Here is a 21149-nt window from a genome sequence, read left to right on the forward strand (position 1 = left end):
GGCCTAGACGAGGATCCTGGCCGCAGCGGTACGAAGGGCTTCACAATTAGCTCCCCCAACGTTTCCATTTTGGCCACCATGCTGTTCAACAGCCGGGAAACCATGACTCAGTTCGTGAGCAGGATCCGCCGCCGTTCCGCCGCAATGCGAGCCCACTTCGGCCAGGTACGCCCCTGTTTCTTTTGGTCTTTGGGGCTTCGAAGGAGTTCTGGAGATGATGATCAAGAAGGTTTTCGTGGCGGTTCTGATGACCGCAGCACTTGCCGGATGCGAGACCCAAACCGAGGGCCAGCAGCGCGCCACCACCGGCGCGCTGATCGGCGGCGCCGGCGGCGCGCTTGTCGGCCAGGCCATCGGAGGAAATACCAAGAGCACCGTTATCGGCGCCGCGAGCGGCGCCCTGCTCGGCGCCGTCGTCGGCAGCGCCACCACCCCGCAGCGCCGCGGCGAGCAGCTCTGCCGCTATCGGGACCGCTACGACGGCAGCATCTACACCGCGCCTTGCGACGATCGGTATTACCGCGGCGACTATTGATATCGCCCGATCGGCTGATCTCCTTACCCGGGGAGATCAGCCGGTGAGGCTTGAATCGTTTGGAGCCGTTCTCTTTCAGCGGGTAAGCTCACTCGAAAGGCGCAAAGCAGACCGGACTCCTCATAGTTCAGGATCGTCCGGCCGGCATTTTCATGTTCGAACACCCGCTGCAGCAATTGCGTCCCAAACCCCTGCTTGCCAGGGGCGACAGGCGGCCCGCCTGTCTCACGCCACTCCAGTTCAAGGACCCGGTCGATCTCGCCTTCCGCGAGCTTCCATGAGATCGAGATCGATCCGGCCGTATTCGCGAGCGCTCCATATTTGATGGCGTTCGTCGTAAGCTCATGAAAGGCGAGGGCGAAGGAAAGCGCTACGTTGGGAGGGAGCCAAACCTGTTGGCCACTTAAATCAAACCGATCGAGCGGCGCATGAGGCTCGATCGAGGCGGCAATGAGCGTGCGGAGATCGGCACCGCTCCAGTTCTCCCGGGTGAGGATGTCATGCGCCTTTGCCAGCGAGACAAGCCGGCTGGAAAGCGCCGCTCCGGCCTGGGCAAGACTGGTGGCGTTGCGGATTGTCTGGCTCGCTATCGCCTGAACCACGGCCAAGGTGTTCTTTACCCGGTGGTTTAGCTCGTTGACGAGCAGTTGACGCTGCTCCTCACCCCGCTTGCGCTCGGAGATGTCGAGGCTGATCTGCACCGCGCCTATGATTGACCCTTCCGCGCTGCGGATGGGTCTCGCGCTGGAAAGCAGGTACCGCTGCACTCCTGACGGCAGGGTATAGGCAAATTCTTCGCTGTTGGTTTCCTCGCCGCGCATCGCCCTACTCAGCGGGCGATCCTCCCGGCTGACCGGTTGGCCGTTCCTGTAGGCCAGCGTGTCGATCACGAGTTCGGGCTTGCCGAACGCTTTGCGAGACTCGGTCGGCATTCCCATGAGTTCCGCAGCGAACCGGTTGCGAATAACCTGGCGGGCCTCCGGGTCATAGGTAAACCAGACCGCCGCGGGCACCGTTTCCAGAACCGTTTCCAACTCGCGTGTGCGTTCTGCGATTGCGCGCCCGGCTTTGATCATCGCTTGCGCAATCGTGTCGAACTCGGCGACGGAGGTTGACATAGGTTCGACCTCGCTGCCGGTGCCGAGCGCATCGGCGCGCGCGGCCAGGTCGACTGTGGCCTTGGTCAATCGCGCTCCGACGACGTACCCCAGAGCGAGTGAAATAAGCAGTGCGGTCAGGCCGGTTGCGCCAATCTGTGCGAGCGACCACCAGAGAGGTGCCTGAACATCCGAGAGCGGAACATTGGCGGTGTAGAACCAGTCGGAATAGGGGGACCGGTAATAACCAGCCAGCAGCGTGGTGCCTTCGAAATTGCTAGCCCGGAAAGTACCGGCGCGGCCGACGATCTTTTCTACATATTCGGGCAAACCCGGCTTGCCGGTCCACTGATCGTGCAGCTTTGATCTCGCGACGTACTTGCCCTCACGATCACCAACGCCGACCGTCCATCCTTCCGGTACCGCTGGCAGCATCACGAGGCGAACACGCTCAGTCGGAACCGATATCGAAAGCAGCAACGGCTCGCCCTTTGAGCCCGACACTTGCCTGGTAACTGCGATGCGATATTCGTTTTTTCCCGGCCCAGCGAAGACGTTGCTGACCAGCAGTCCGGCGAGTTCCAGTTGCTCGCGCTCCTCGCCCGTCAACTGTTCGGGCTTAGGCAACTGGGAGCCCTTGGCGGATTGGGTGCTGGCCAGGGCGCGCCCGTCGAGAGCACGCAGCGTGATCACCTGATCTGTGCCCTCGACGAGGCGGTTGGCTTCAATGCCAAAAGCCTGGAGATCGCCATTGGCGAGAGCAGGAGATCTAGCGAGGCCGTCAAGAAGGGTTTTCAGGTTTGCGAGTTCGCCGTCGACGACCAGCGACACCTGTCGGGCAGTCCATAGCGCCTCTTGTTCGATGCGCGACCGCTCATGCACGGCATAGGTAACAAACAAATAGGCAGCAAACAGCCAGACCGGCAACACGGCCGCTGCGATAAGGCCAAGCAGATGGGATCGTGCCGATCGACGAGGCAAAATCTTGTCCCTTGTCCGACGCAACCTTTCCAACCATAGCCCCAAGCTGACGAACGACAAGCGTCGATCAACTCTCGCGCAGATATCGTGACTCCGCAGCGGCCTTCGAAGGCGGCTGGGCTCATCGTTAACCTTCGATGCAGGGAGACGCTGCGCTCCCTCGCGTCATTTTTTTGTACGCTTTGCGATGTAGTACGTTTGCGGCGGGCTGCGAGGAGGTCGAGATGATGACAAGCCTTGCCGGCGCGCTGAAAGACCGTGGCAAGCGGGCTGTGAAGCGGCTGATTGGTTATGATTCCCGCAACTGGCTGCGGATCCGCCAGATCGAAGCGTTCACCACTTTCCTCGAAGCAGCAAACCGCAAATCCCGCGATGTGATCGAGATCTCGCCGGGTTGGAACCGCTACTGGCGGGCGATGTGTCCAAACTATCGGTCCGTCGATTTCCCCGAATTTGACATCTGCCGCGACCGCACCGAAGAGCAATTTTCCATCGTCATCGCCGACCAGGTGCTCGAGCACGTGCAGCGGCCGCTCGCGGCCGCCGCCAACATCCATGCAATGACCAAACAAGGCGGTTGGGCGATGGTGGCGACACCCTTCCTGTTCAGGGTGCACGCCCGGCCGCATGACTACAACCGCTGGACGCCGGCGGGATTGAAGCAGGTCATGATCGAAGGCGGCTTCGCAGAAAATGACGTGCAGGTCTTCGGCTGGGGCAACAAGGCCTGCGCGAGGGCGCACATCGGCGGGCCGGTGCGGGCCTATGGCTTATGGCGGGATCTCAGCAACGACGAGGAGTACCCGCTGATGGTGTGGGCTTTCGCGAAGAAAGCATGAGCAGATCGCGGCTCAGGAGCTGGTTGCCATGCGATCGCCGCTCGAAATCAAATCTTCATCATAACTAGGCATGCTAGCGCGTTCTTTTGCGATCCAATGGGTCAGACGAGTTCGACGAGGAAGCGTTCTAGAGCTTAGCGGCCGTGTCAGATCTGATGCACCTCGAGGGGCACGATAACCCCGCCCTCGCCGCCGAAGTCGACCGGCTTCTGGCGCGCCGCACGCGCGACATCCGTCTAAAAGGCGAGATAAAGAACCTCTTTCGAGCACGTGTCTGGTCGCAAACGGCGAAAATCATTCGCTCTTGGATGACCTGGGTGGCCTTGCTTGACGTGCTGACCCTGGCGCTCAACATGCTGATTCTGCCAAGGTCTGTCGCGCACTCCATGCTCCTGCCGGGGGCCATCATTCCGCCAGTGGCAGTAGCCGTTGTTTTTGCGTGGCGAAAACCGCAGGCGGCCTGGCTGCAAGGAACTTCCCTGATTGCGGGCATGTTCCTCATCCTGCTGTCCGTCGCATTGGTCGGCGTAAGCGCCGGCGGCGAGTTCTATGAAGGGCAATTGAATGTCATGCTGTTCGTGGCCATTACCGCCATCATCATCTTCGGTATCCCGCTGGCCTGGACTGTGGCCATCGCCGGGCTCGCGCTCGGGCTCTATCTCCTGTTTCAGCTGCAGAACCCGGCCATCGGATTCGGGAGCGCCGTGGCTGCGACCCTGTTCTTCGCGAGCGGTATCTTCGCAACCGTCGCCGCGCGGCGCATCATGACAATTCTTGCTCAGAAGACTTTCCTGTTTGAGCTGCGTGATCGGCGCAGGGTAGCCGAACTGGCCAAGGCGAACCAGCGGTTGGAAATGCTGGCAAGGACCGATCCGCTCACCGGCATCGCCAACCGGCGCTGGATGACGGAAACGCTCGGCCGTATCTGGGGAAGCGACCGACGCTGCCTCGACGGTGCGGCAATGCTCATGTGCGACATCGACCACTTCAAGAAGCTCAACGATCACCTCGGGCATGCCGAAGGCGACCGCTGTCTGGTCGAGGTCGCCAGAATCATCCAGGAAAACGTCAGACGCGATCACGATCACGTGGCCCGCTACGGCGGCGAAGAGTTCCTCGTGCTTTTGCCTGGGGTGACCGAGGAAGAGGCGACCTCGGTTGCCGAACGCATTCGAAAGAGCATTGAGGCCGCAGCCATCCCCAACCCAGGCTCTCGCGCTCGCCGCGTCACGCTCAGCATTGGAGTTGCGGTTCAGACCGCTGACGAGGCCGTCTCGCCGGAGCAGCTACAGCGTCAAGCGGACGCAGCGCTCTACCTCGCGAAGGAAAGAGGCCGCAACCGAATTGTGCTCCGCAGACCGGAGTCTGAAGAACGCAGACCCATTCGGTCCACACGATAATTCCCAGGGGCAGTCGGGCCCTAAACCTTCAGCAAGCAATCGCCAGTTCGGGCTCAAGCACTGGCACTACCCCGTTGGCGTAGAGGACCACGGCATCCTCGAACTCTCCGGTGGAAGGATCCCCAGTCCGACTGAACGCAACCACGCCGGCAGAGCTCGCCGCCAGTTTTTCTGCCAGCCGTAGCGCGTGTTCGACGTCCTGAACCTCGACCGCTTCTCCCGGTGTGATTGCCCCTTTGGACGTCAGCCTGAAACTCTGAACCACAAAATACGTCAGCAATGCCGCCTCCTTAGCCGCGTCAATCTGACTCAGTCATTGGAACAAAACAAGTACAAACCTGGCGGGCCAGTGCGACAAATCCACAGCCCAGAGCTGCAGCTCTCACCTACTCGACTTGACAAGGTAAGGTAGGTAGGTAATACCTACCATTACGATATCACGAGTTGGAGCCAGCAGGTGGAATCAATCCTTGAAACGCAGGAGTCCGGAGACCTTGGCTCCGCTCGGTCCGTAAAGCATCAGCACCGCGGCGCAGCCGAGGCCCTCGTCCTTACCGTCCCAGGCCCGAACGGTCTCCTCGATCTTAGTCCGAATGACGGCGGCAACGGTCGGGTCGTCGAGCTTGACATCCTCGTCGGCGAACATCAGGGCCATGGCGCCTTCATTGATTTCCAGCTTCGGACAGATCTTGGTGCCGGCGATCGCTTGCCCGACATGGGACATAACCGCCAATTGCCCGTCGCTGTAGGCAAAGGCCGGACCCGGCAAGACGAACAACGCCACGGCAGCCCGCACCAGCTTTCTCATCCAATCACCCCTGCCCGTGGTTCGCGGTTCGAACGCTATCACAAGGACGAAGCCGTCGCGAAGCGGCTCGCCTCACTTGCCTTCATTGCCGCCACCCTATTCTGCGCCGCCGTCACCGTCGGCGCGCTCTGATTTTTCGTTCAAGGAGACCCGTCTTGCTCGATCAAGCCCGACGTTCATCGCAAACCCGCCGCGAGTTTCCGGAAGCCACGGTCGAGGCCCATCCGCGCTGCCTGGAAATGGCAGAGGCGATGCGCGATCTCTTCGCTGTTGGCGGCGGCGTCCGGCTCGAAGACCTCATCGGCGCCGGCTTCACAAGCGCCGAAATCATCGAATTTCAGGACAGCGCCGCACGCCTCGCTTTGCTCGCCAGCACCAAGCAGATCAGCATCCGCCCCGATTTGCTTGCAGACATGATTGAGAAGGCCCGGCACGCAGCGCCCAATCGGCCACCGCTGCCCGGCGGCGCGGAGCCTACACAGAGCCTCATCCTGGCCTGGGGCCAATATTGTGCCGCCCGCGGCGCCTTGCTGCTCGACCCCTGGTCTGGTCAACGCGAGCGCTGCATTTCCGTGCTGTCGGGCTATCTCGAGCGGCTGCCGATCTTCCCGGCCATCCGGTCGAGCGTTATCACCGCCGTCGAAGCAGCTATGCCGCGGGTGCACCAATGAGGTCCGCCAGCAACGCGCGTAGCGGTGGCCCCGCCATCATACCAACCTTCAAGCCGGATGGGTCGGCCTTCGACCTGCTCGAACCGAAGGCGTCCGACATCAGCTTCGCCGATATGGCCAACACGCTGTCCAAGCTGGCCCGGTTCAACGGTCTGTATCGCTGCCCGGCCTACTCTGTGGCGCAGCACTCGGTGATGGGCGCCGACGCGCTGTTCCGCGAAACCGGCGACGGCGTGGCTGCCGGCTATTTCCTTCTTCATGACGGGCATGAATACGCGCTGGGGGATATCACCAGGCCGGCAGTCGACCTCATTCAGCATCACATCGGTCGGCTAGCGAAAGACGCCGGATTGGCTGCAGACTTCATCGATCAGCTCGCCCACCGCGCGATCGCATCTGTTAAGCGCAGCATCGACGTTGCGATCTATCAGGCGGCTGAACTGCCAGACATCCATGCCGTGCCGGCCTACGGCCGTCAGATCCGCGAGATGGACGATCGCATGCTGGTTGCCGAGGCCGTGGCCCTGTTCGGAGCAAGGCCCGACAGTCCCTGTCTGCCGCGCGTTTCGCTGCCTCCGCCAAAGCTTGTCGGTGCGATCGCACCGTGGGGGGCCATGAAGGCAGAGCTTGCCTTCATCGACCGCCTGCAGCGCTATCTCGGTATCGCAGCGCGGACGTGCTGAACGTGCAGGTATTGGCATGAAAACCAGCGGCAACTGCACTCGATGAACGGGTCCGACGACTATACGGAAAACGCGCCGCTGCGGCTGGACATCGCGGCCCGGATTGCTTTTCCTGATGGCTCGATGGGCCCAGCCGGTTTGCGCAAGGAGCGCGACCGCGGGCGATTAGAGACGGAAATCATCGCCGGCAAGGAATACACCACACTCGCAGCAATCGGGAGAATGCGAAAGCAATGCCGCGTCCAAGCAAAGGAATTCGACTCGTCTGGCGGTCCGAGAGCCGAAAGGCCGACGGCAGCTTGCGCAGCAAAGCCGCCTGGTACATCGAGGATGCCGGAAGACGACATCCCACTGGCTGCGGCAAGAGCGAGCTTGTTGAAGCTCAAAGGCGGCTCGCCGAATACATCAACGAACAACATCAGCCGACGCGTCAGCGCAACCGCGACCCGGACCAAGTAAAGATCGCGGACGTCGTCAACGTCTATGCCGAGGACGTGGTCGCGCTCAACCCCTCGCAGAGCTATCGCAAGGAAACGGCCGCGCGCCTGCTCGCCATTCTCACCTTCTTCACCGGCACGGTCGCCGACATCTCAGGCGCGCTCTGCCGCGAATACGTCAACGGCCCGGCTAAGAATGGTCGGATCCTGCCGACGCCTGCCATGGGACGCCGGCAGCTCGAGGATCTGCGCGCTGCCATCAACCACTATCACGCCGAAAAATACATCACGGCCGTGCCGAAGATCGTGTTGCCGGCGCGATCGGAGAAGGCCAAGCGCGCGTTGACGCGATCAGAGGCGGCGACGCTGCTCTGGGCGGCTTGGCAGATGCGGCAAACGTGGAAGGGGCAAGAGAGCGATCGCCGGACCGGCCGGCACCTAGCCCGCTTCATCCTGACCGGGCTCTACACCGGCACGCGTTCTGCCGCCATCTGCGGCGCCGCGACACGGCCCACGACCGGACGTGGCTTCGTCGACCTTGAACGCGGCGTCTTCTACAGGCGAGCCGCCGACATGGTCGAGACCAGGAAGCGGCAGCCGCCGGTCAGGGTGCCGGACCGGCTGCTGGCGCACATGCGCCGCTGGGCCCGCACCCCGGTTGACATTAAGACCAAGCGGCGCGGAAAAAGCCGCACGATCGGCCGCATGATCGCGCATGACTTCATCGTCGAATGGGAAGGCGGCCCCGTTCGATCCGTGCGCAAGGCCTTCAAGACGGCATGCGAGATCGCTGGCCTCGGCTGGTACGAGCCGCGGATCGTCAAAGGCGTCGAGACGCAAGTCTTTGTCACAGATGTCACCCCGCACACGCTGCGCCATACAGCTGCGACATGGCTGATGCAGAACGGGGTCGAGCTTTCCAAGGCAGCCGACTTCTGCGGCATGACGGAAGCCGTGCTGCGCAAGCATTACTACCACCATCACCCCGATTTCCAGGCCGACGCCGCCGCCGCGATCACCGCCAAGGCGCCGGCGCCGCGCCGGAAGAGCACTGTCGTCCGCTTCGGTGCTCCCACCTGAAACCCACCTGAAACCCCGGAAACAAACGTGAACAAAGGCAGAAAAGGGCGTCGAACATTAATCGAAATAGCCCGGAATTCCGGGCTTCTTCTGGCAAGACGGCTTGTTCGGGACGATGGGGTCGCAGGTTCAAATCCTGCCACTCCGACCAGAACGAAGTCTCCCGAAAATCTTCGATTTTCCTGATAATTCAACCGCTTGCGGGCTTTCGCGCAGAGAACCGCAGCGTGATGCTGCAAGACGCGACGCGTTTGCCGCATGTCGATGCCGAAGCCGAACTGATGATGCCCTATGGCGCCAGGAAGGAAGGGCTTGTCGTCGCGCGCACCGGCTCGGAACGAGCATAGCCGTCACGCCTGATGCCGCCATGATCGATCAGGCGGGCGATCACGGCGCGCCGCGCGTGATACGGCGTCAACGTATGGTCGGCATTCGGCAGCGACACCCTGGTCACACCATGAATGCTATCGAGCCGCTCTTCCTCCGAGCCAAAATGGCGGGCGATCTCCTTCAGGCTCAGGTCGCCTTCCGAGGTCACCAGGAGGACTTGCACGCCGCGGCAGCACAGGTCGCGCATCCAGCGTTCCACCCGCCGCTGTCCCAGCAAAGCGCCCGGATGCAGCATCGACAATGTGGACTTGATCGCCTCGAGCCCACGCCGGACGATCAGCCGGGCGTAGCGCGAAGCGATCCCGCGCCATGCGGGGGCGGCCGGCTCACGGCTCTCCTGCATGGCGGCGGCGTTCTTCCCGAGCACGGCCTTGGACGTCTCGTAAGTCTTCCAGACCGCCATCTCCAGCGCGTAGGAACTGTTCCAGGCAAAGCAAAGCGGGTTGATCATGGTCAGCATCCGTACCCGCCGATCGGCCCGCGCGGCGTGAAAAGCCTGAAATGCGCCGGCGCAGGTGCCGACCAGGCCGACCCCGGGGTAGCCGGCTCGCTCCATCCAATTGATCGCACGACTTACATCATGGCGCGTCCGCCGGTCATAAAGGAACAGGCGCCCTTCCTCGGTCGGATCGCTGAGGCCAAGTCCGGGCAGGTCGACGCGCAGCGAAGCTACGCCTTCCGCCGCCAGGGCTCGCGCCGCTTCCACCGTGCCGCGCGCCCAGCCGACATGCGGCACGCCGCCGGCATTGAGGAAGATCACCGGCTCGGCCGCGGTCTGGCGTCCACGCGGTCGGCAAAACACACCGCAGATCATCGGCTCCGGTCCGATCAGCACCGGGCTTTCCGTGTAATGCGGACCATCCAGGATTTCGGACGCATCGCGCGACATGGCCTTTCCGGCTGCCGCTTCGTCGCCATGGCCAGCGATCCAGGCCGCGCAGCGATCGAGAGTGGCGGCCGGAATCCGGTTCGCGGTCGGGTCGCACATCAGCAGCGGATAGCCATCGAACTCGGCCGTCGCGATCTCTGGAGCGCCCACCCTGTCGGCGCGAACCTCTTCGGCAGCCAGCGGCTTGCCGTTGGTAAGCACCAGCATCGGCAGGGATGGAAGGCCTGCCGCGGCAAGCCGCCAATCGAGCGTCGAGAGATCGGCCAGCGTTTCATGCGAAAGTCGGAAGCCGGCGGCCTCGCGCCCCTCGGTGAACACCCCTTCGCCCGCCGAACGGCTGGCCAGCGGCGCATCGATCATGCGCGACATGGCTGTGATCTCGCGAACATAGGTCTTGCCGGAGGACGGCGGCGCGAGCAACACGAGACCCGCTACGTCGTCGCGTCCGGCCGCCGCCAGCGGGGCCAGCAAGGCACCAAGCCGGAAGCCGACCAAGATGACGTCCGCCACGCCGCAATCCTGCTTCAGCCGATCGATCGCAGCGCCTATGCTCCCCGTCCATCGTTGCACCTGACCGGGCGTTGAATGGTCCCCGGCGGCATTGCCGCAGCCGGGATAGTCGAATTGCAGCGCCGGCAGACCGTTTTCGGCCAACTTGTCAGCCAGAAGCCGCAGGAAACGCCGGCTGCACAGGTCCTCGTGGCCATGCGCCCCGGCGATGACGACGCCCCGGCCGCGCCGCTCGGTGCCCTTGCCTTCATAAAGCCAGCCGATCGTGTCGGCGAAGACGATCCCCTTCATGCCACGCTCCCGGCGGGCTGCAACGCCCGCATGAACTCCGCCCTGGTCTCTACATTGTCGGCTTGCGGCGCATCGTAGGCCACGTCGCGATCGCCATTCAGCGCCGTCACGACGCCTGCCGGCGTGGCGGAGGCCGGCCCATCCAGGCCAATTTCCTTCACCGCGCCCGGCATCAGGTGGAAGCCGTTCTCGCGCGGAAAGAACAGCCCATCCTTGATGGCGATGTGATAGGCGGCGCGCCTGCAGGCGAGCCGCAGGCGCCAGCCGTCTCTTCCGCGCATCAGCCGTGCTGATAGGCCGACATCGCACCGCGCAGTCATGGCGCCGGGGAGCACATGAACGGCTTCGGCCAGGATTTCGTCGTCCCGGCCTTCCAGCCTTGCCACGGTTACCTCGTGACCCGCCGGGCCGAAGCGATAGGCGTAAGACAGATCAAAGAAGGCGCCGAGCAGCGAGAACGCCGACAGCGACTGGGCCCCGCGCGCCTGCAGGGTGAGCGGCCGGCGCGCCGTGACCACCGGGGTGAGGCCATCGCGCAGGCAGGCAAGCGATAGCGTCGCCTCGACTGCCTTGGCCGTATCATTGACGAGATGGACGCCCAGCCCGTTGACGCCCTCGTCGCTCAGCGTCAGCCGGAGCGGCGCGAAGGCGCGTCTCAGCGCATGCCAGACCGATTTCGGCCGACCGGCAGAATCGACGACGCCCCACCCTGCTCCCGGGCGCAGATCCTTCCAGAAGAACAACAGCGCGCCCGCCGTCGGCGAGGCTGGTCTGCGCCATTCATCGATCGTGCGCTCAACCACCTCGGCAATGACGGCGCGCGAGAGGTCGAGGTAGCGCGCCGGATGCTCCATGCGCAGCCGGCGCGCATCGACGCCGAAAAGCGTCTCCAGATAATGCTCGCGCACGTCCTCGAAATCCCACGACGCACCTGCATCGCGCGGCACGCCGGCCTTCCAACGCGGATCGTGGCCGGGCGGAACGGGCAGATGCTCATCCAGCGTCGCCTGTTCCGGCACGTTGGCGAAGGCGAGGCACTCGCTGGCGAAACGCACCTCGGCGCGGCGCGCATCCTCCAGCGGCCGGCAATAGGCGCCGACGCCATAGTAATGCGTCGGGCCGCCATCCGCGGCGAAGGGCAGGCTGCCGCCGGAGGGCGATGAGGACACGAGCGCCAGATCGGGCAGGATCGCCTGTGCGGCCGGACGCACGACATCGTCGAACCAGGGTGTCGGATCCATCGCCACCGGCATGCCGAGCATCGCGGCCTGCTGGGCCACCTCGCTGCCGCCGCACAGCACTGCCAGCGACGGCGAATGTCGAAGCCGTCTCAATAGATTTTCCACTTCGCGCGACAGCGCCGTCCGCCAGGTCTGGCTCTTGGCCGGATAGTCGAAATTGGCGAGCATCAGGTCCTGCCAGACCAGAATGCCCATCTCGTCGCACAACTCGTGGAAGCCATCGCTTTCATAGGCGAAGGTGCCGCCGACCCGCAGCATGTTGACGCCGGCTCGGCGCGCGAGGTCGAGGTCGGGCTCGATTTCGGCCCGCTCGCAGGGCAGCCGCACGGGATCGGAGGGCGTCCAGACCGCGCCCCGGCAGAACACCGGCACGCCGTTGACGACCAGGCGGAAATCGCGTCCGTCAGCGCCGCGATCGATCTCGATGCGGCGGAATCCAACCCGGCCCAGCCGGCTGCGCACCGTGCCGAGCGTCGCCATCACTTCGTGCAGCGCCGGCTCACCATGACTGTTCGGCCACCATGGGGCGACATCGGCAATAGCCAATTCCGCCGTCAGCCGGGTGGGTGTCTCGACCTCGAGGAGCGCGCGCACTCCGGCGCAACTGACATGCGCCGTTTGCGCATTGTCGAGGGGTTCGGCGAGGGTGATGGCAACGGCAAGATGCCCGGTCGTGCCGTCGAGCCTGGCGCGAATGTCGACGTCGAGGATGCGCTGCCCGCCCTCTTCGCGGATCAGCTTGACGGGGCGCCACGGCCCGACGACATCGAAGCTCGGACACCAGCCCGGCATATGACCGATCAGGGTCGTGCGCACCAGCCGCAGCCGCTGATCGTCGATCATGCGAGGGCGCCAGCGGGCGCGTGGACCGGTCGCCGTTTCCAGATGGCGATCGAGACTGCGAAAGACGATGGCGAGCTGCTCGCCCCCCGAAAGGCTTACCGCAGCCTCATGGCGCTCGAACATCGACGTTGAGGTGATGAGCAGCCGCTCGCCAAGCCAGACTTCGGCGACAGTCGCCAGGCCCTCGAACACCAGCCGCACCGGACCGGTCGCGTCGAGCCTGCGGCTGTACCAGACATCGCGGTCGTGCAGCCGGGTTGGCTGCTTGCGGTCCCAGCGGCCATGCTTTTCCAGCGTGGCGGCCGCCGTGCCGGGACAGGCCGCGTCCAGCCACTCGGCATTTGCGTCGATGTCATCCGGCGAAGCCCAGGCGCCTGCCGCGGAGACGGCCATCCGCCAACCCCGATCCAGCAATCCGGCAGTGCCGGCGACCGACATCGTGGCGTCCATTCCCCCACCCATGCTCGAATGCACCTCGGCCGGCCCGCTAGGCCGCCTTGGAGGCGACATCCGCCATGCGGGCGTCCAGCACTTCCATCACCGTTTCGTAGGCCTGCGCCATTGGCGCGATTGCTTCGCTCAAGCCGTCGAAGCGCTGCCGCGCCATCGCGCGGGCGAGCTTGAACTGCATGACCTTGGCGCCGTCGGCAATGTTGCTGGCGGCTTGCACCGCCTCTGCCATGCAGGTTTCGCCGTGCTGCCCCAGCCATTCGAGATGACTGCCGAGGAGTTCGAAATTTGCGCCGACCTGCCGCAGCGTGTTGAAGGCATAGGTGTGGAAATAGGCAGGCGACTTCGTCGCCAGACTTTCAGCGTGGCGGCCGAACGCGGCCGCATAGGCGCCGAGCGGATTGCGCTTCGGCCGCCGCTTCAGGTGATGCGCGAGCAGCACCGCCGCGGTCCCGACCGCGTCACGGGCCGGGCGCGTGGCGTCGAGCTTCAGGAATTCCGCGTAAGGAAACAGCGGCAGGTCGCCCGCCGACACACTATCCCATTGGCCGAAAATACCGTCATAGTCTTCGCCCTCGAGCGCGAAGTAGCCGTCATTGTGGAAGTAGCGCATCTGCCGCGCCTCGGGATCGAGCGCATTGATGCCGACCGTGGTCTTGGAATGGCCGCTGCGGTAGGTGATGCCTTTGGTGTCGGGCAAGTAGAAGGCGTCGACCTCGACCAGCGGCAGCCGGCCGAGCTCAACTTGCGTCAGCACATGCGTCTCAAGCCGGTCGAAGACCGCCAGCTCCTGGATGTCCAGGCCCGCTAGCCTCTGCAGGTCGGCGGTCGGGAACTTGAAGAACGCAAACTGATCACCTTCGAAATCCTGCGCCACGGTGAAACCGAGCGCTGCGACCGGATCGTGCCCGGTCGCGTGCAGAACCTCAATCAGAAGGTCGACATAGCAGTTGGTCTGCGGCCAGCGCCTTTGCGGATCGTGCAGCCAGTGCGGCCGGTAGCTGGCCGGATCGAGGCCGGCGATAGCTCTCAGCATATCAAACGCTCCAGAGCACGTCGCGGACCGCCGCCGGCCAGACCTCCGCGTCCGGCCCGTGATGGCGGAACAGCGCCAGCGCCACACGCTCCAGCCCGAAGCCGACGCAGGCCGAATGGCAGAACTCCCCGTCGGCGAACTTCAGGCCCCAGGTCTGGCCAAAATGGTCCTGGTGATAATTGAAGCTCAAACAGGCGGTCGGCTTCTCGAGGCTGGTCACCGGAATCAGCAGCTCGAATTTCAAGCCCTGATCACGCTGGTTGTTGGCCATCATCTTGCCGCCGCGGCCGAAGAACGGATCGTTGGCAAGATCGACCTCGCAAGGCAGGTCGAGCGACTCGATCATGGCCCTGCCGCGCTTCAGCCAGCTTTCGCGGAACGAGCGCACCTGCTCGGCCGTGCCGATCTTGACGAACTCGCGCATGCGGAAAAGCTGCATGCGCGCCGGGTCCTTCGACGGCTCGTGACGGAAGCAGTAGGAGGAGAGCTCGAAAAGCAGGCCCTGCGCCGGCACCGGGCCGCGCGCAGCGACGGTGGGATAAAGCGGATAGCAGGCGGCGGGCGTCAGCGCGAGGTCCGTCGCCTTCTGCAGCTCCGTCCAGTCTCCGCCATCAGCCATCATGCCGAGCAGTTGCGCATGCTCCCGCTCGCCGCCCATGAAGGAATGCACGCAGCCGGCAAGCTGCGGAAAGCTCTTCATGTAGCCACTCTTCTCCAGCGTCGCGCGGCTCATGCCCGGCGGAAAATGGATGCGGGTGGCCTTGTCGGGCGCGCCGAGCCGGGTGACGAGACGCTCAAACCGCTCGATCACTTCCTCGAATGCGCCCGAACGGCCATAAAGGCCGTCGACGCCGGATTCGAACAGGATGCCGTTCTCGAACAGGCTGTCGAGCAGCGACTTGGAGTCGAATGTCTTGGCGTCCATCTCAGCTCCCCAGGCCGGTGTCGAAGCGGCTCATCAGCATGAGCGTCGCGGTATTGGAAAGGATGCGGTCGTTGGAGATCATCACCGGCGCCGAGGTCACATCGCGCAGGTGCCGGCCGACGCTGAACGGGGTGCCGTTCTTGTAACCAAGGATGCCGTTGACCAGCATGGCGAAACGCACCACGGCGCCGGCCTTCTCGCTGGCCGCGACCTTCAGCGCGTTGATCTCGGCGGCGAAGCCGATCGAAGACAGCGCGTCGTCGTCGCCCGCGGCCGCTTCGAAGCGGTGGATGGCGGCCGTCAGGTGGCCTTTCATCTCCTGCAAAAGGGCGGCCGCTTCGGCCAGCCTCAGCGCGCCCGGCGGCATGGAGTCGGGCTGCTTGCGCGCCGCCGCTTTGACGAAGGCCTGCGCCCGATTGAAGGCGTCGGCGGCGATGCCGAACCAGGTCGCCGCCCAGAAGATGTGCGAGCTGGCCAGCATCGACTGCGCCGCGATCTCGGAGAACGGCTTCGGGAATATCTGCGCCGCGTCACCCGTGGCGACCAGATGGAAGCCGTCGGAGCAGGTGCCGCGCATGCCGAGCGTGTCCCACACCGACGTGCGCTCAAGCGTGCGGCTGCCATCGGCCGGGATCACCACCATCACCTGATCGGAGCTGGCCGCATCCGGGGCGCGGCGCGCCGTGGCAAGGATGGCGTCGGCATAGTTGCCATAGGAGATGACGGTGGCTTCCTTGGTCAGCGCGAAGCGTCCGCCGGCGACCTCGACCGCGCAGATCGAATTGCGCAAATTGCCGCCGATGCCGGCCTCCGTTGTCGCCGAAGCCATCAGAAGCTGCTCGTCGGCGATGCGCCGCATATAGGCGCGGTGCCAGTCGCTGGCGCCGCCGTGCGTGACGAAGCTCGACGTCTTGATCTGATGCATGGCATAGATCATCGCGCTCGAGCCGCAGGCCTGGCCGAGCTGGACGATGAGGTCGGCGATCTGCATCGTGCCGAGCCCCTCGCCGCCATGCTCGATCGGGATCGCCACGCCGAGCAGGCGCTCGCGCTTCAGCGCATCGATCGTCTCCGCCGGGAAACGCCCGTTCTTGTCGACGGCGTCGGCATGGCCGGCGGCGATCTCGGCGACGCGGCGCATGCGCTCGGTTACGGCTTCGGGCGCCTCCGCGAGCGGGGCCGCCTCTATCTTTCTCAACACGTTCATGGCTACGCCGCCTTGCGCGTCAATTGCGAAACGGCATCCGCGATGCTGGCCAGCGAAGAGAAGGTGCGCCGCGTCAGCATCGTCTCAGGGAATTCGATGTCGAACTCCTCTTCGAGCGCCAGCATCATCTGCACCGAGGCGAAGGAGGTCAGCCCCGCGTCATAGAGATTGGCGTCGTCGGCGAGCGCACCGAAGTTCAGCGGAATCATCGGATGCTGCTCGAGCAGCGAGCGTATCTGGTCGATCATGGAGGTCCCACCCTTGAGTTGTGCAGCCGGCAATATCACAGACGCAGCGCAACCGTGGCGTTAACGCCGCCGAGCAGTTTCAACCATGCCTAAGGATCGGTAACGGACCGCAATACAATTTTACGGCTCTCGATTCGGACGGACCTCTGTCCGGCGTTTTCTGTGGGTGCGTATCCGCATCGATATCACGCCACGCGCTTCCGCGGCGCCGAGATCTAGGCAAAAGCCTGCCGTCAATCGGTCGATCAGATAAATGGTCGACAATAGGCCCTCACTTTGGCCTAATGGTTGCCGCTATCCATTCGAGAGCCGCTGGACGATTTTGGAACGGCGAGACCGGGTAAGGGTATGAAGTTCACGCTGCTGGGTCTCTTGCCATTGACCTTGATCGCAGGCTGCTCGTCGAGTGTTGCGTCCATCAATCCGGCGAAATACGACAGGATGAGCTGCGCCGAGCTCAACAGCGCGCTCGGCGACACCGCCACCGATATTTCCCGGACGGCGATCAGCCGCGGCAAGGTCGCCAATACCAGCGTGCCGACTTGGCTGCCGGGCGGCGAGCGCGTGAAGACGGTCGTGGCCAATCGCGATACCGCCAGGATCGAGCGGCTGCAGCAACAGCAGCAGGCGATCATCGGGGCCAGGAAGAGCCGCTGCCCGTCCTCGCAGTGAGCAGGGCGTCGCCGAGCAGCGGAAGTCTCAAGCGCTGACGCGGAACCTGGTCGTATCGATCGCCGCCTTCATCAGCGTCTGCGTGTAGGCTTCGCGCGGATTGCCGAAGATCTCCTCGGCCGGCCCTTCCTCGACGATCTTTCCCTGCTTCATGACGATGATGTAGTCGGCCATGGCGCGCACCACCGCAAGGTCGTGGCTGATGAAGAGGTAGGACAGTCCGTGGTCCGCCTGCAGCTTGCGCAATAGCTCGACGATCTGCTTCTGCACCGAGCGGTCGAGCGCCGAGGTCGGCTCGTCAAGCACCACCACTTTCGGCTTCAGGATCATAGCGCGGGCAATGGCGATGCGCTGGCGCTGGCCGCCGGAGAACTCATGCGGGTAGCGGTTGCGCGCGTTCGGGTCGAGGCCGACCTCGCGCAGCGCCTCGACGGCACGCTGGTCGCGCTGCTTGCCCGTCAGCGAAGGCTCGTGCACCAAAAGCCCTTCGGTGATGACCTGGCCAACCGTCATGCGCGGCGACAGCGAGCCGAACGGATCCTGGAAGACGAGCTGCAATTCGCGCCGCAGCGGCCGCATCGCGTGGCGGTCGGCCTCTGAAATGTCGCGGTCGCCGAAGCGGATGACGCCGTCGCTGGGCAGCAGCCGCAGCAGCGCGCGGCCGAGCGTCGATTTGCCGGAGCCGGACTCGCCGACGATGCCGATCGTCTGGTTGCGCTTCAGCCGGATCGATATCTTGTCGACGGCCCGCAGCATCAGCGGCTCGCCGCCGAGAAAGCCGCCGCCGATCTTGAAGACGACCTCGACGTTGCGGCCTTCGAGCAGCACGGGCGAATTGGCTGGCGCGGCCGCCTTGGTGCCGGTTGGCTCGGCGGCAAGCAGCATCTTGGTGTAGGCGTGCTGCGGATTGGCGAAGAGCGCCTCCGCCTCCCCCTCCTCCACCACCTCGCCCTGGCGCATGACATAGACGCGGTCGGCGAAACGGCGGACGATGCCGAGGTCATGGGTGATGAACACGATCGCCATGCCGAGCTTGCGCTGCAGCTCGGCAAGCAGCATCAGGATCTGCGCCTGGATGGTGACGTCCAGCGCCGTCGTCGGCTCGTCGGCGATCAGGATATCGGGATCATTCGCCAAAGCCATAGCGATCATGACGCGCTGGCGCTGGCCGCCCGACATTTCGTGCGGATAGGATTTCATCCGCCGCTCGGGATCGGGGATGTGCACCAGTCTCAACAGCTTCAGCGCCTCTTCACGCGCCGCCTGGGCGTTCAGGCCGCGATGGCGGCGGATCGGCTCGATGAGCTGGTTGCCGATGGTGTAGAGCGGATCGAGCGAGGTCATCGGCTCCTGGAAGATCATGCTGATCTTTCGGCCGCGAACCTTGTTGAGCTCGCTCTTGGTCATCTCCAGGAGGTTGCGGCCGCGGTAGTCGACCTGGCCGGTCGCTTCGCCATTGGAGGAAAGCAGGCTCATCGCCGCCATCATCGTCTGGCTCTTGCCGGATCCGGATTCGCCTACGACGGCGACGGTCTCGCCGGCATTGACCTTTATGCTGATGCCCTTCACCGCCTCGACCGTGCCGTCGAGGGTCTGGAAGCGGACGCGCAGGTCCTGGACGCTGAGGATCGTTTCGGAAGCCATGTCAGCGATCCCCATCTTTATCGATCTTTCGGGTCGAGCGCGTCGCGCAGGCCGTCGCCGACAAAGTTCAGCGCGAAAAGCGTCGAGACGAGAAAGAAGGCCGGGAACAACAGCAGCCAGTTGGCATAGCCGATGTTCTTGGCACCGACCGAAATCAGCACGCCCCAGCTGGTCATCGGCTCCTGCACGCCTAGGCCGAGGAAGGACAGGAAGCTTTCCAGGATGATGACCTGCGGCACCAGCAGCGTCATGTAGATCACCACCGGCCCGAGCAGGTTGGGGATGACGTGGCGCACGAGGATGCCGCGCTGGCCGACGCCCATCGCTTCCGCCGCCTGAACGTACTCTTGCCTGCGGATCGACAGCGCCTGGCCGCGCACGATGCGCGCCATGTCGAGCCACAGCACCGCGCCCACCGCAAGGAACATCAGCACGAAGTTGCGGCCGAAGAACACCACCAGCATGATGACGAAGAAGATGAAGGGCAGCGAGTAAAGCACGTCGACGATGCGCATCATCACCTCGTCGACCCTGCCGCCGGCAAAGCCGGCCGTCGCGCCGTAGATCACGCCGATGACGCCGGCGACGACACCGGCAAGCAGGCCGATTGCGAGCGAAATGCGCCCGGCCATCAGCGTGCGAGACAAGAGATCGCGCCCGGTGTTATCGGTGCCGAAGATGAAATATTGCTGCTTGACGGCGGAGCTCATGGTCATTTCGAGCCCATCCGGCGACTTGCTCTCGATCTTCGTGTCGTCGAATGCGTCGGAGCGGTCGAGATAGCGGATGTTGCGGTCGTCGACCGGCTTCTTGGAGGTGACGGTGACGATGACGCGGCTGCCGTCCTGGTGCCACTCCTTGATGTCGACGCGCATGCGTTTGATCGCGTCGCTCAGCGCGCCCTGGATCATGTCGGGCTTCGGATAGGCCGAAAGGCTCGGCGGCGTGCGCACATAGTCGCCGTAGATGGTCGTGTATTCATGCGGCACGACCATAGGGCCGAATACACTGATGACGGCAATGAATGCCAGATAGTAGAGGCTGAACATGGCGGCGCGGTTGCGCTTCAGCCGCGCCCAGGCATTGCCCCAGAGCGAGCGGCCGACGATCGGCTCGGGAACGGCGACGGCAAGCTCAGTCATAGCGCACCCTCGGATCGACGACCGCATAGAGAAGATCGACGATCAGGTTGAAGACGATCGTGAAGAGCGCGATCACCACCACGGTTCCCATGACCAGCGTGTAGTCGCGGTTGAGCGCGGCGTCGACGAAGTAGCGGCCGACGCCTGGAATGGAGAAGATGGTCTCGACGATGATCGAGCCGGTGAGCAGCGCCGCCGCCGCCGGACCGGTGAAGGAGACGATCGGCAGCACGGCGCCGCGCAACGCGTGCTTGACCACCACCGACCAGTCGGAGAGGCCGAGCGCGCGGGCGGTGCGGATGTGGTGCGAGCGCAGGCTCTCGATCATCGAGCCGCGCATCAGGCGGGCGACGATGGCGATCTGCGGCAGGGCGAGCGTCAGCACCGGCCCGACCTTGTTGATCAAGGCGCCGTCACCCCAGCCCCCGATCGGCAACAGCTTCCAGGAAAGCCCGAAGACGAGCTGGATCACCGGCGCGGTGACGAAGGTCGGGATGGTGCTGCCGGCGGTGGCCAAAGCGATCACCGAATAGTCGGCTATTTTATTCTGGTTGAGCGCCGCGATCGTGCCAAGGATCGAGCCCAGCAGCAGCGCCAGCACCAGCGCCGAGGTACCGATCTGCACCGAGATCGGCAGGCCCTTGGCGAACAGTTCGGTGACGGTGAAATCCGGCAGGTTGTAGCTCGGTCCGAAACTGCCGCGCAAAAGATTGCCGAGATAGTGGACATATTGCAGCCAGAGCGGATCGTCCAGGCCGAACTGGGCTTCGAGATTGGCCCTGATCTCGGGGCTCAAGCCCCGCTCCTGGTTGAACGGGCCGCCTGGCGCGACGCGGATCAGGAAGAACGCCACCGTCACGATGACGAACAGCGTCGGGATGGCGGTCAATAGCCGCCGGAAGACATAACGCAGCATCGGCGCCCCGCTTCAGCCAGGGCGACGGCTCTCCAGACGAGATCGTGGCGCGCTGGCATCTCTGATCTTCGCACCGGGATTGCCGAAAATCCAATCCGACTTTCGGCCCGGCACGACGACAGACCGCGGCCGCCGCTCTTGCGCATGACCCGAACCGTAGGTTCGGATGGGATCATGCGCCTTCTAGGTGCTACAGCGTCCTTTGCGCGTCCCG

19 protein-coding genes are annotated in these 21149 nt (G+C 64.1%); 7 read left to right on the top strand and 12 right to left on the bottom strand.

Annotated elements, in window-relative coordinates; all coding sequences use genetic code 11:
* The first annotated feature begins 214 nt into the window (after nucleotides 1-214).
* Nucleotides 215-535 (top strand): YMGG-like glycine zipper-containing protein, encoded by a 321-nt coding sequence (locus tag CK220_RS19765; protein WP_095813137.1) that lies wholly within the window; start codon nucleotides 215-217, stop codon nucleotides 533-535.
* Nucleotides 536-558: 23 nt separating this feature from the next.
* Here the strand turns inward: CK220_RS19765 and CK220_RS19770 are convergent, their stop codons facing one another.
* The gene (locus tag CK220_RS19770; protein WP_245429285.1) at nucleotides 559-2562 is read right to left on the bottom strand and encodes an HWE histidine kinase domain-containing protein; all 2004 of its coding nucleotides are present in this window, start codon (nucleotides 2560-2562) and stop codon (nucleotides 559-561) included.
* A 275-nt stretch (nucleotides 2563-2837) separates the two neighbouring features.
* Between CK220_RS19770 and CK220_RS19775 the strand changes: the two genes are divergently transcribed.
* Together CK220_RS19775 and CK220_RS19780 are read left to right on the top strand one after the other, a co-directional pair.
* Entirely contained in the window at nucleotides 2838-3452 is a 615-nt protein-coding gene (locus CK220_RS19775; protein ID WP_095813138.1) for a methyltransferase domain-containing protein, read from the top strand.
* A gap of 155 nt (nucleotides 3453-3607) precedes the next feature.
* Nucleotides 3608-4852 (top strand): GGDEF domain-containing protein, encoded by a 1245-nt coding sequence (locus CK220_RS19780; protein WP_095813139.1) that lies wholly within the window; start codon nucleotides 3608-3610, stop codon nucleotides 4850-4852.
* 28 nt (nucleotides 4853-4880) lie between these two features.
* Here the strand turns inward: CK220_RS19780 and CK220_RS31495 are convergent, their stop codons facing one another.
* Together CK220_RS31495 and CK220_RS19790 are read right to left on the bottom strand one after the other, a co-directional pair.
* Complete coding sequence (locus CK220_RS31495; RefSeq protein ID WP_141245175.1) at nucleotides 4881-5132, bottom strand: hypothetical protein; 252 nt, start codon at nucleotides 5130-5132, stop codon at nucleotides 4881-4883.
* Between the two features lie 183 nt (nucleotides 5133-5315).
* The gene (locus CK220_RS19790; protein WP_095813140.1) at nucleotides 5316-5660 is read right to left on the bottom strand and encodes a hypothetical protein; all 345 of its coding nucleotides are present in this window, start codon (nucleotides 5658-5660) and stop codon (nucleotides 5316-5318) included.
* 155 nt (nucleotides 5661-5815) lie between these two features.
* Between CK220_RS19790 and CK220_RS19795 the strand changes: the two genes are divergently transcribed.
* The 3 genes from CK220_RS19795 (at nucleotide 5816) to CK220_RS19805 (ending at nucleotide 8531) form a co-directional block, all read left to right on the top strand.
* On the top strand, nucleotides 5816-6331 hold the full coding sequence (locus tag CK220_RS19795; RefSeq protein WP_095813141.1) for a hypothetical protein: 516 nt from the start codon (nucleotides 5816-5818) through the stop codon (nucleotides 6329-6331).
* Between the two features lie 113 nt (nucleotides 6332-6444).
* Nucleotides 6445-7014 carry a hypothetical protein gene (locus CK220_RS19800; RefSeq protein WP_141245176.1) on the top strand — a complete coding sequence of 190 codons (570 nt, stop codon included), beginning with the start codon at nucleotides 6445-6447 and terminating at the stop codon, nucleotides 7012-7014.
* Nucleotides 7015-7313: 299 nt separating this feature from the next.
* Complete coding sequence (locus tag CK220_RS19805; RefSeq protein WP_245429282.1) at nucleotides 7314-8531, top strand: tyrosine-type recombinase/integrase; 1218 nt, start codon at nucleotides 7314-7316, stop codon at nucleotides 8529-8531.
* 289 nt (nucleotides 8532-8820) lie between these two features.
* Here the strand turns inward: CK220_RS19805 and CK220_RS19810 are convergent, their stop codons facing one another.
* From CK220_RS19810 to CK220_RS19835, 6 genes are read right to left on the bottom strand one after another with little or no spacing between them, the layout of a single operon-like run.
* Nucleotides 8821-10611: an alpha/beta hydrolase family protein gene (locus CK220_RS19810; RefSeq protein WP_095813144.1), complete on the bottom strand. Its 1791-nt coding sequence runs from the start codon at nucleotides 10609-10611 to the stop codon at nucleotides 8821-8823.
* On the bottom strand, nucleotides 10608-13145 hold the full coding sequence (locus CK220_RS19815) for a glycoside hydrolase family 2 protein (RefSeq protein ID WP_245429283.1): 2538 nt from the start codon (nucleotides 13143-13145) through the stop codon (nucleotides 10608-10610). The genes CK220_RS19810 and CK220_RS19815 overlap by 4 nt, the downstream gene beginning before the upstream one ends.
* 37 nt (nucleotides 13146-13182) lie before the next feature.
* Nucleotides 13183-14181 (bottom strand): DUF1839 family protein, encoded by a 999-nt coding sequence (locus CK220_RS19820; RefSeq protein ID WP_095813145.1) that lies wholly within the window; start codon nucleotides 14179-14181, stop codon nucleotides 13183-13185.
* A gap of 1 nt (nucleotide 14182) precedes the next feature.
* On the bottom strand, nucleotides 14183-15106 hold the full coding sequence (locus CK220_RS19825) for an amino acid--[acyl-carrier-protein] ligase (protein WP_095813146.1): 924 nt from the start codon (nucleotides 15104-15106) through the stop codon (nucleotides 14183-14185).
* 1 nt (nucleotide 15107) lies between these two features.
* The gene (locus tag CK220_RS19830) at nucleotides 15108-16313 is read right to left on the bottom strand and encodes an acyl-CoA dehydrogenase family protein (protein ID WP_095813147.1); all 1206 of its coding nucleotides are present in this window, start codon (nucleotides 16311-16313) and stop codon (nucleotides 15108-15110) included.
* A 2-nt stretch (nucleotides 16314-16315) separates the two neighbouring features.
* A complete protein-coding gene (locus CK220_RS19835; RefSeq protein ID WP_066997751.1) occupies nucleotides 16316-16561 on the bottom strand; it encodes an acyl carrier protein in 246 nt (81 codons plus the stop codon).
* Between the two features lie 348 nt (nucleotides 16562-16909).
* On the opposite strand from CK220_RS19835, the gene CK220_RS19840 reads away from it, so the two are divergent.
* The gene (locus CK220_RS19840) at nucleotides 16910-17233 is read left to right on the top strand and encodes a hypothetical protein (RefSeq protein ID WP_095813148.1); all 324 of its coding nucleotides are present in this window, start codon (nucleotides 16910-16912) and stop codon (nucleotides 17231-17233) included.
* A gap of 27 nt (nucleotides 17234-17260) precedes the next feature.
* Here CK220_RS19840 and CK220_RS19845 read toward each other — a convergent pair whose 3' ends face one another.
* Genes CK220_RS19845 through CK220_RS19855 form a run of 3 tightly spaced genes read right to left on the bottom strand, consistent with a single transcriptional unit; the run spans nucleotide 17261 to nucleotide 20935 of the window.
* On the bottom strand, nucleotides 17261-18877 hold the full coding sequence (locus CK220_RS19845) for an ABC transporter ATP-binding protein (RefSeq protein ID WP_095813179.1): 1617 nt from the start codon (nucleotides 18875-18877) through the stop codon (nucleotides 17261-17263).
* Nucleotides 18878-18894: 17 nt separating this feature from the next.
* A complete protein-coding gene (locus tag CK220_RS19850; RefSeq protein ID WP_095813149.1) occupies nucleotides 18895-20019 on the bottom strand; it encodes an ABC transporter permease subunit in 1125 nt (374 codons plus the stop codon).
* A complete protein-coding gene (locus CK220_RS19855) occupies nucleotides 20012-20935 on the bottom strand; it encodes an ABC transporter permease subunit (protein ID WP_095813150.1) in 924 nt (307 codons plus the stop codon). The genes CK220_RS19850 and CK220_RS19855 overlap by 8 nt, the downstream gene beginning before the upstream one ends.
* Nucleotides 20936-21149: the final 214 nt, after the last annotated feature.

Source organism: Mesorhizobium sp. WSM3860, from assembly GCF_002294995.1.
Taxonomy (GTDB): Bacteria; Pseudomonadota; Alphaproteobacteria; order Rhizobiales; family Rhizobiaceae; genus Mesorhizobium.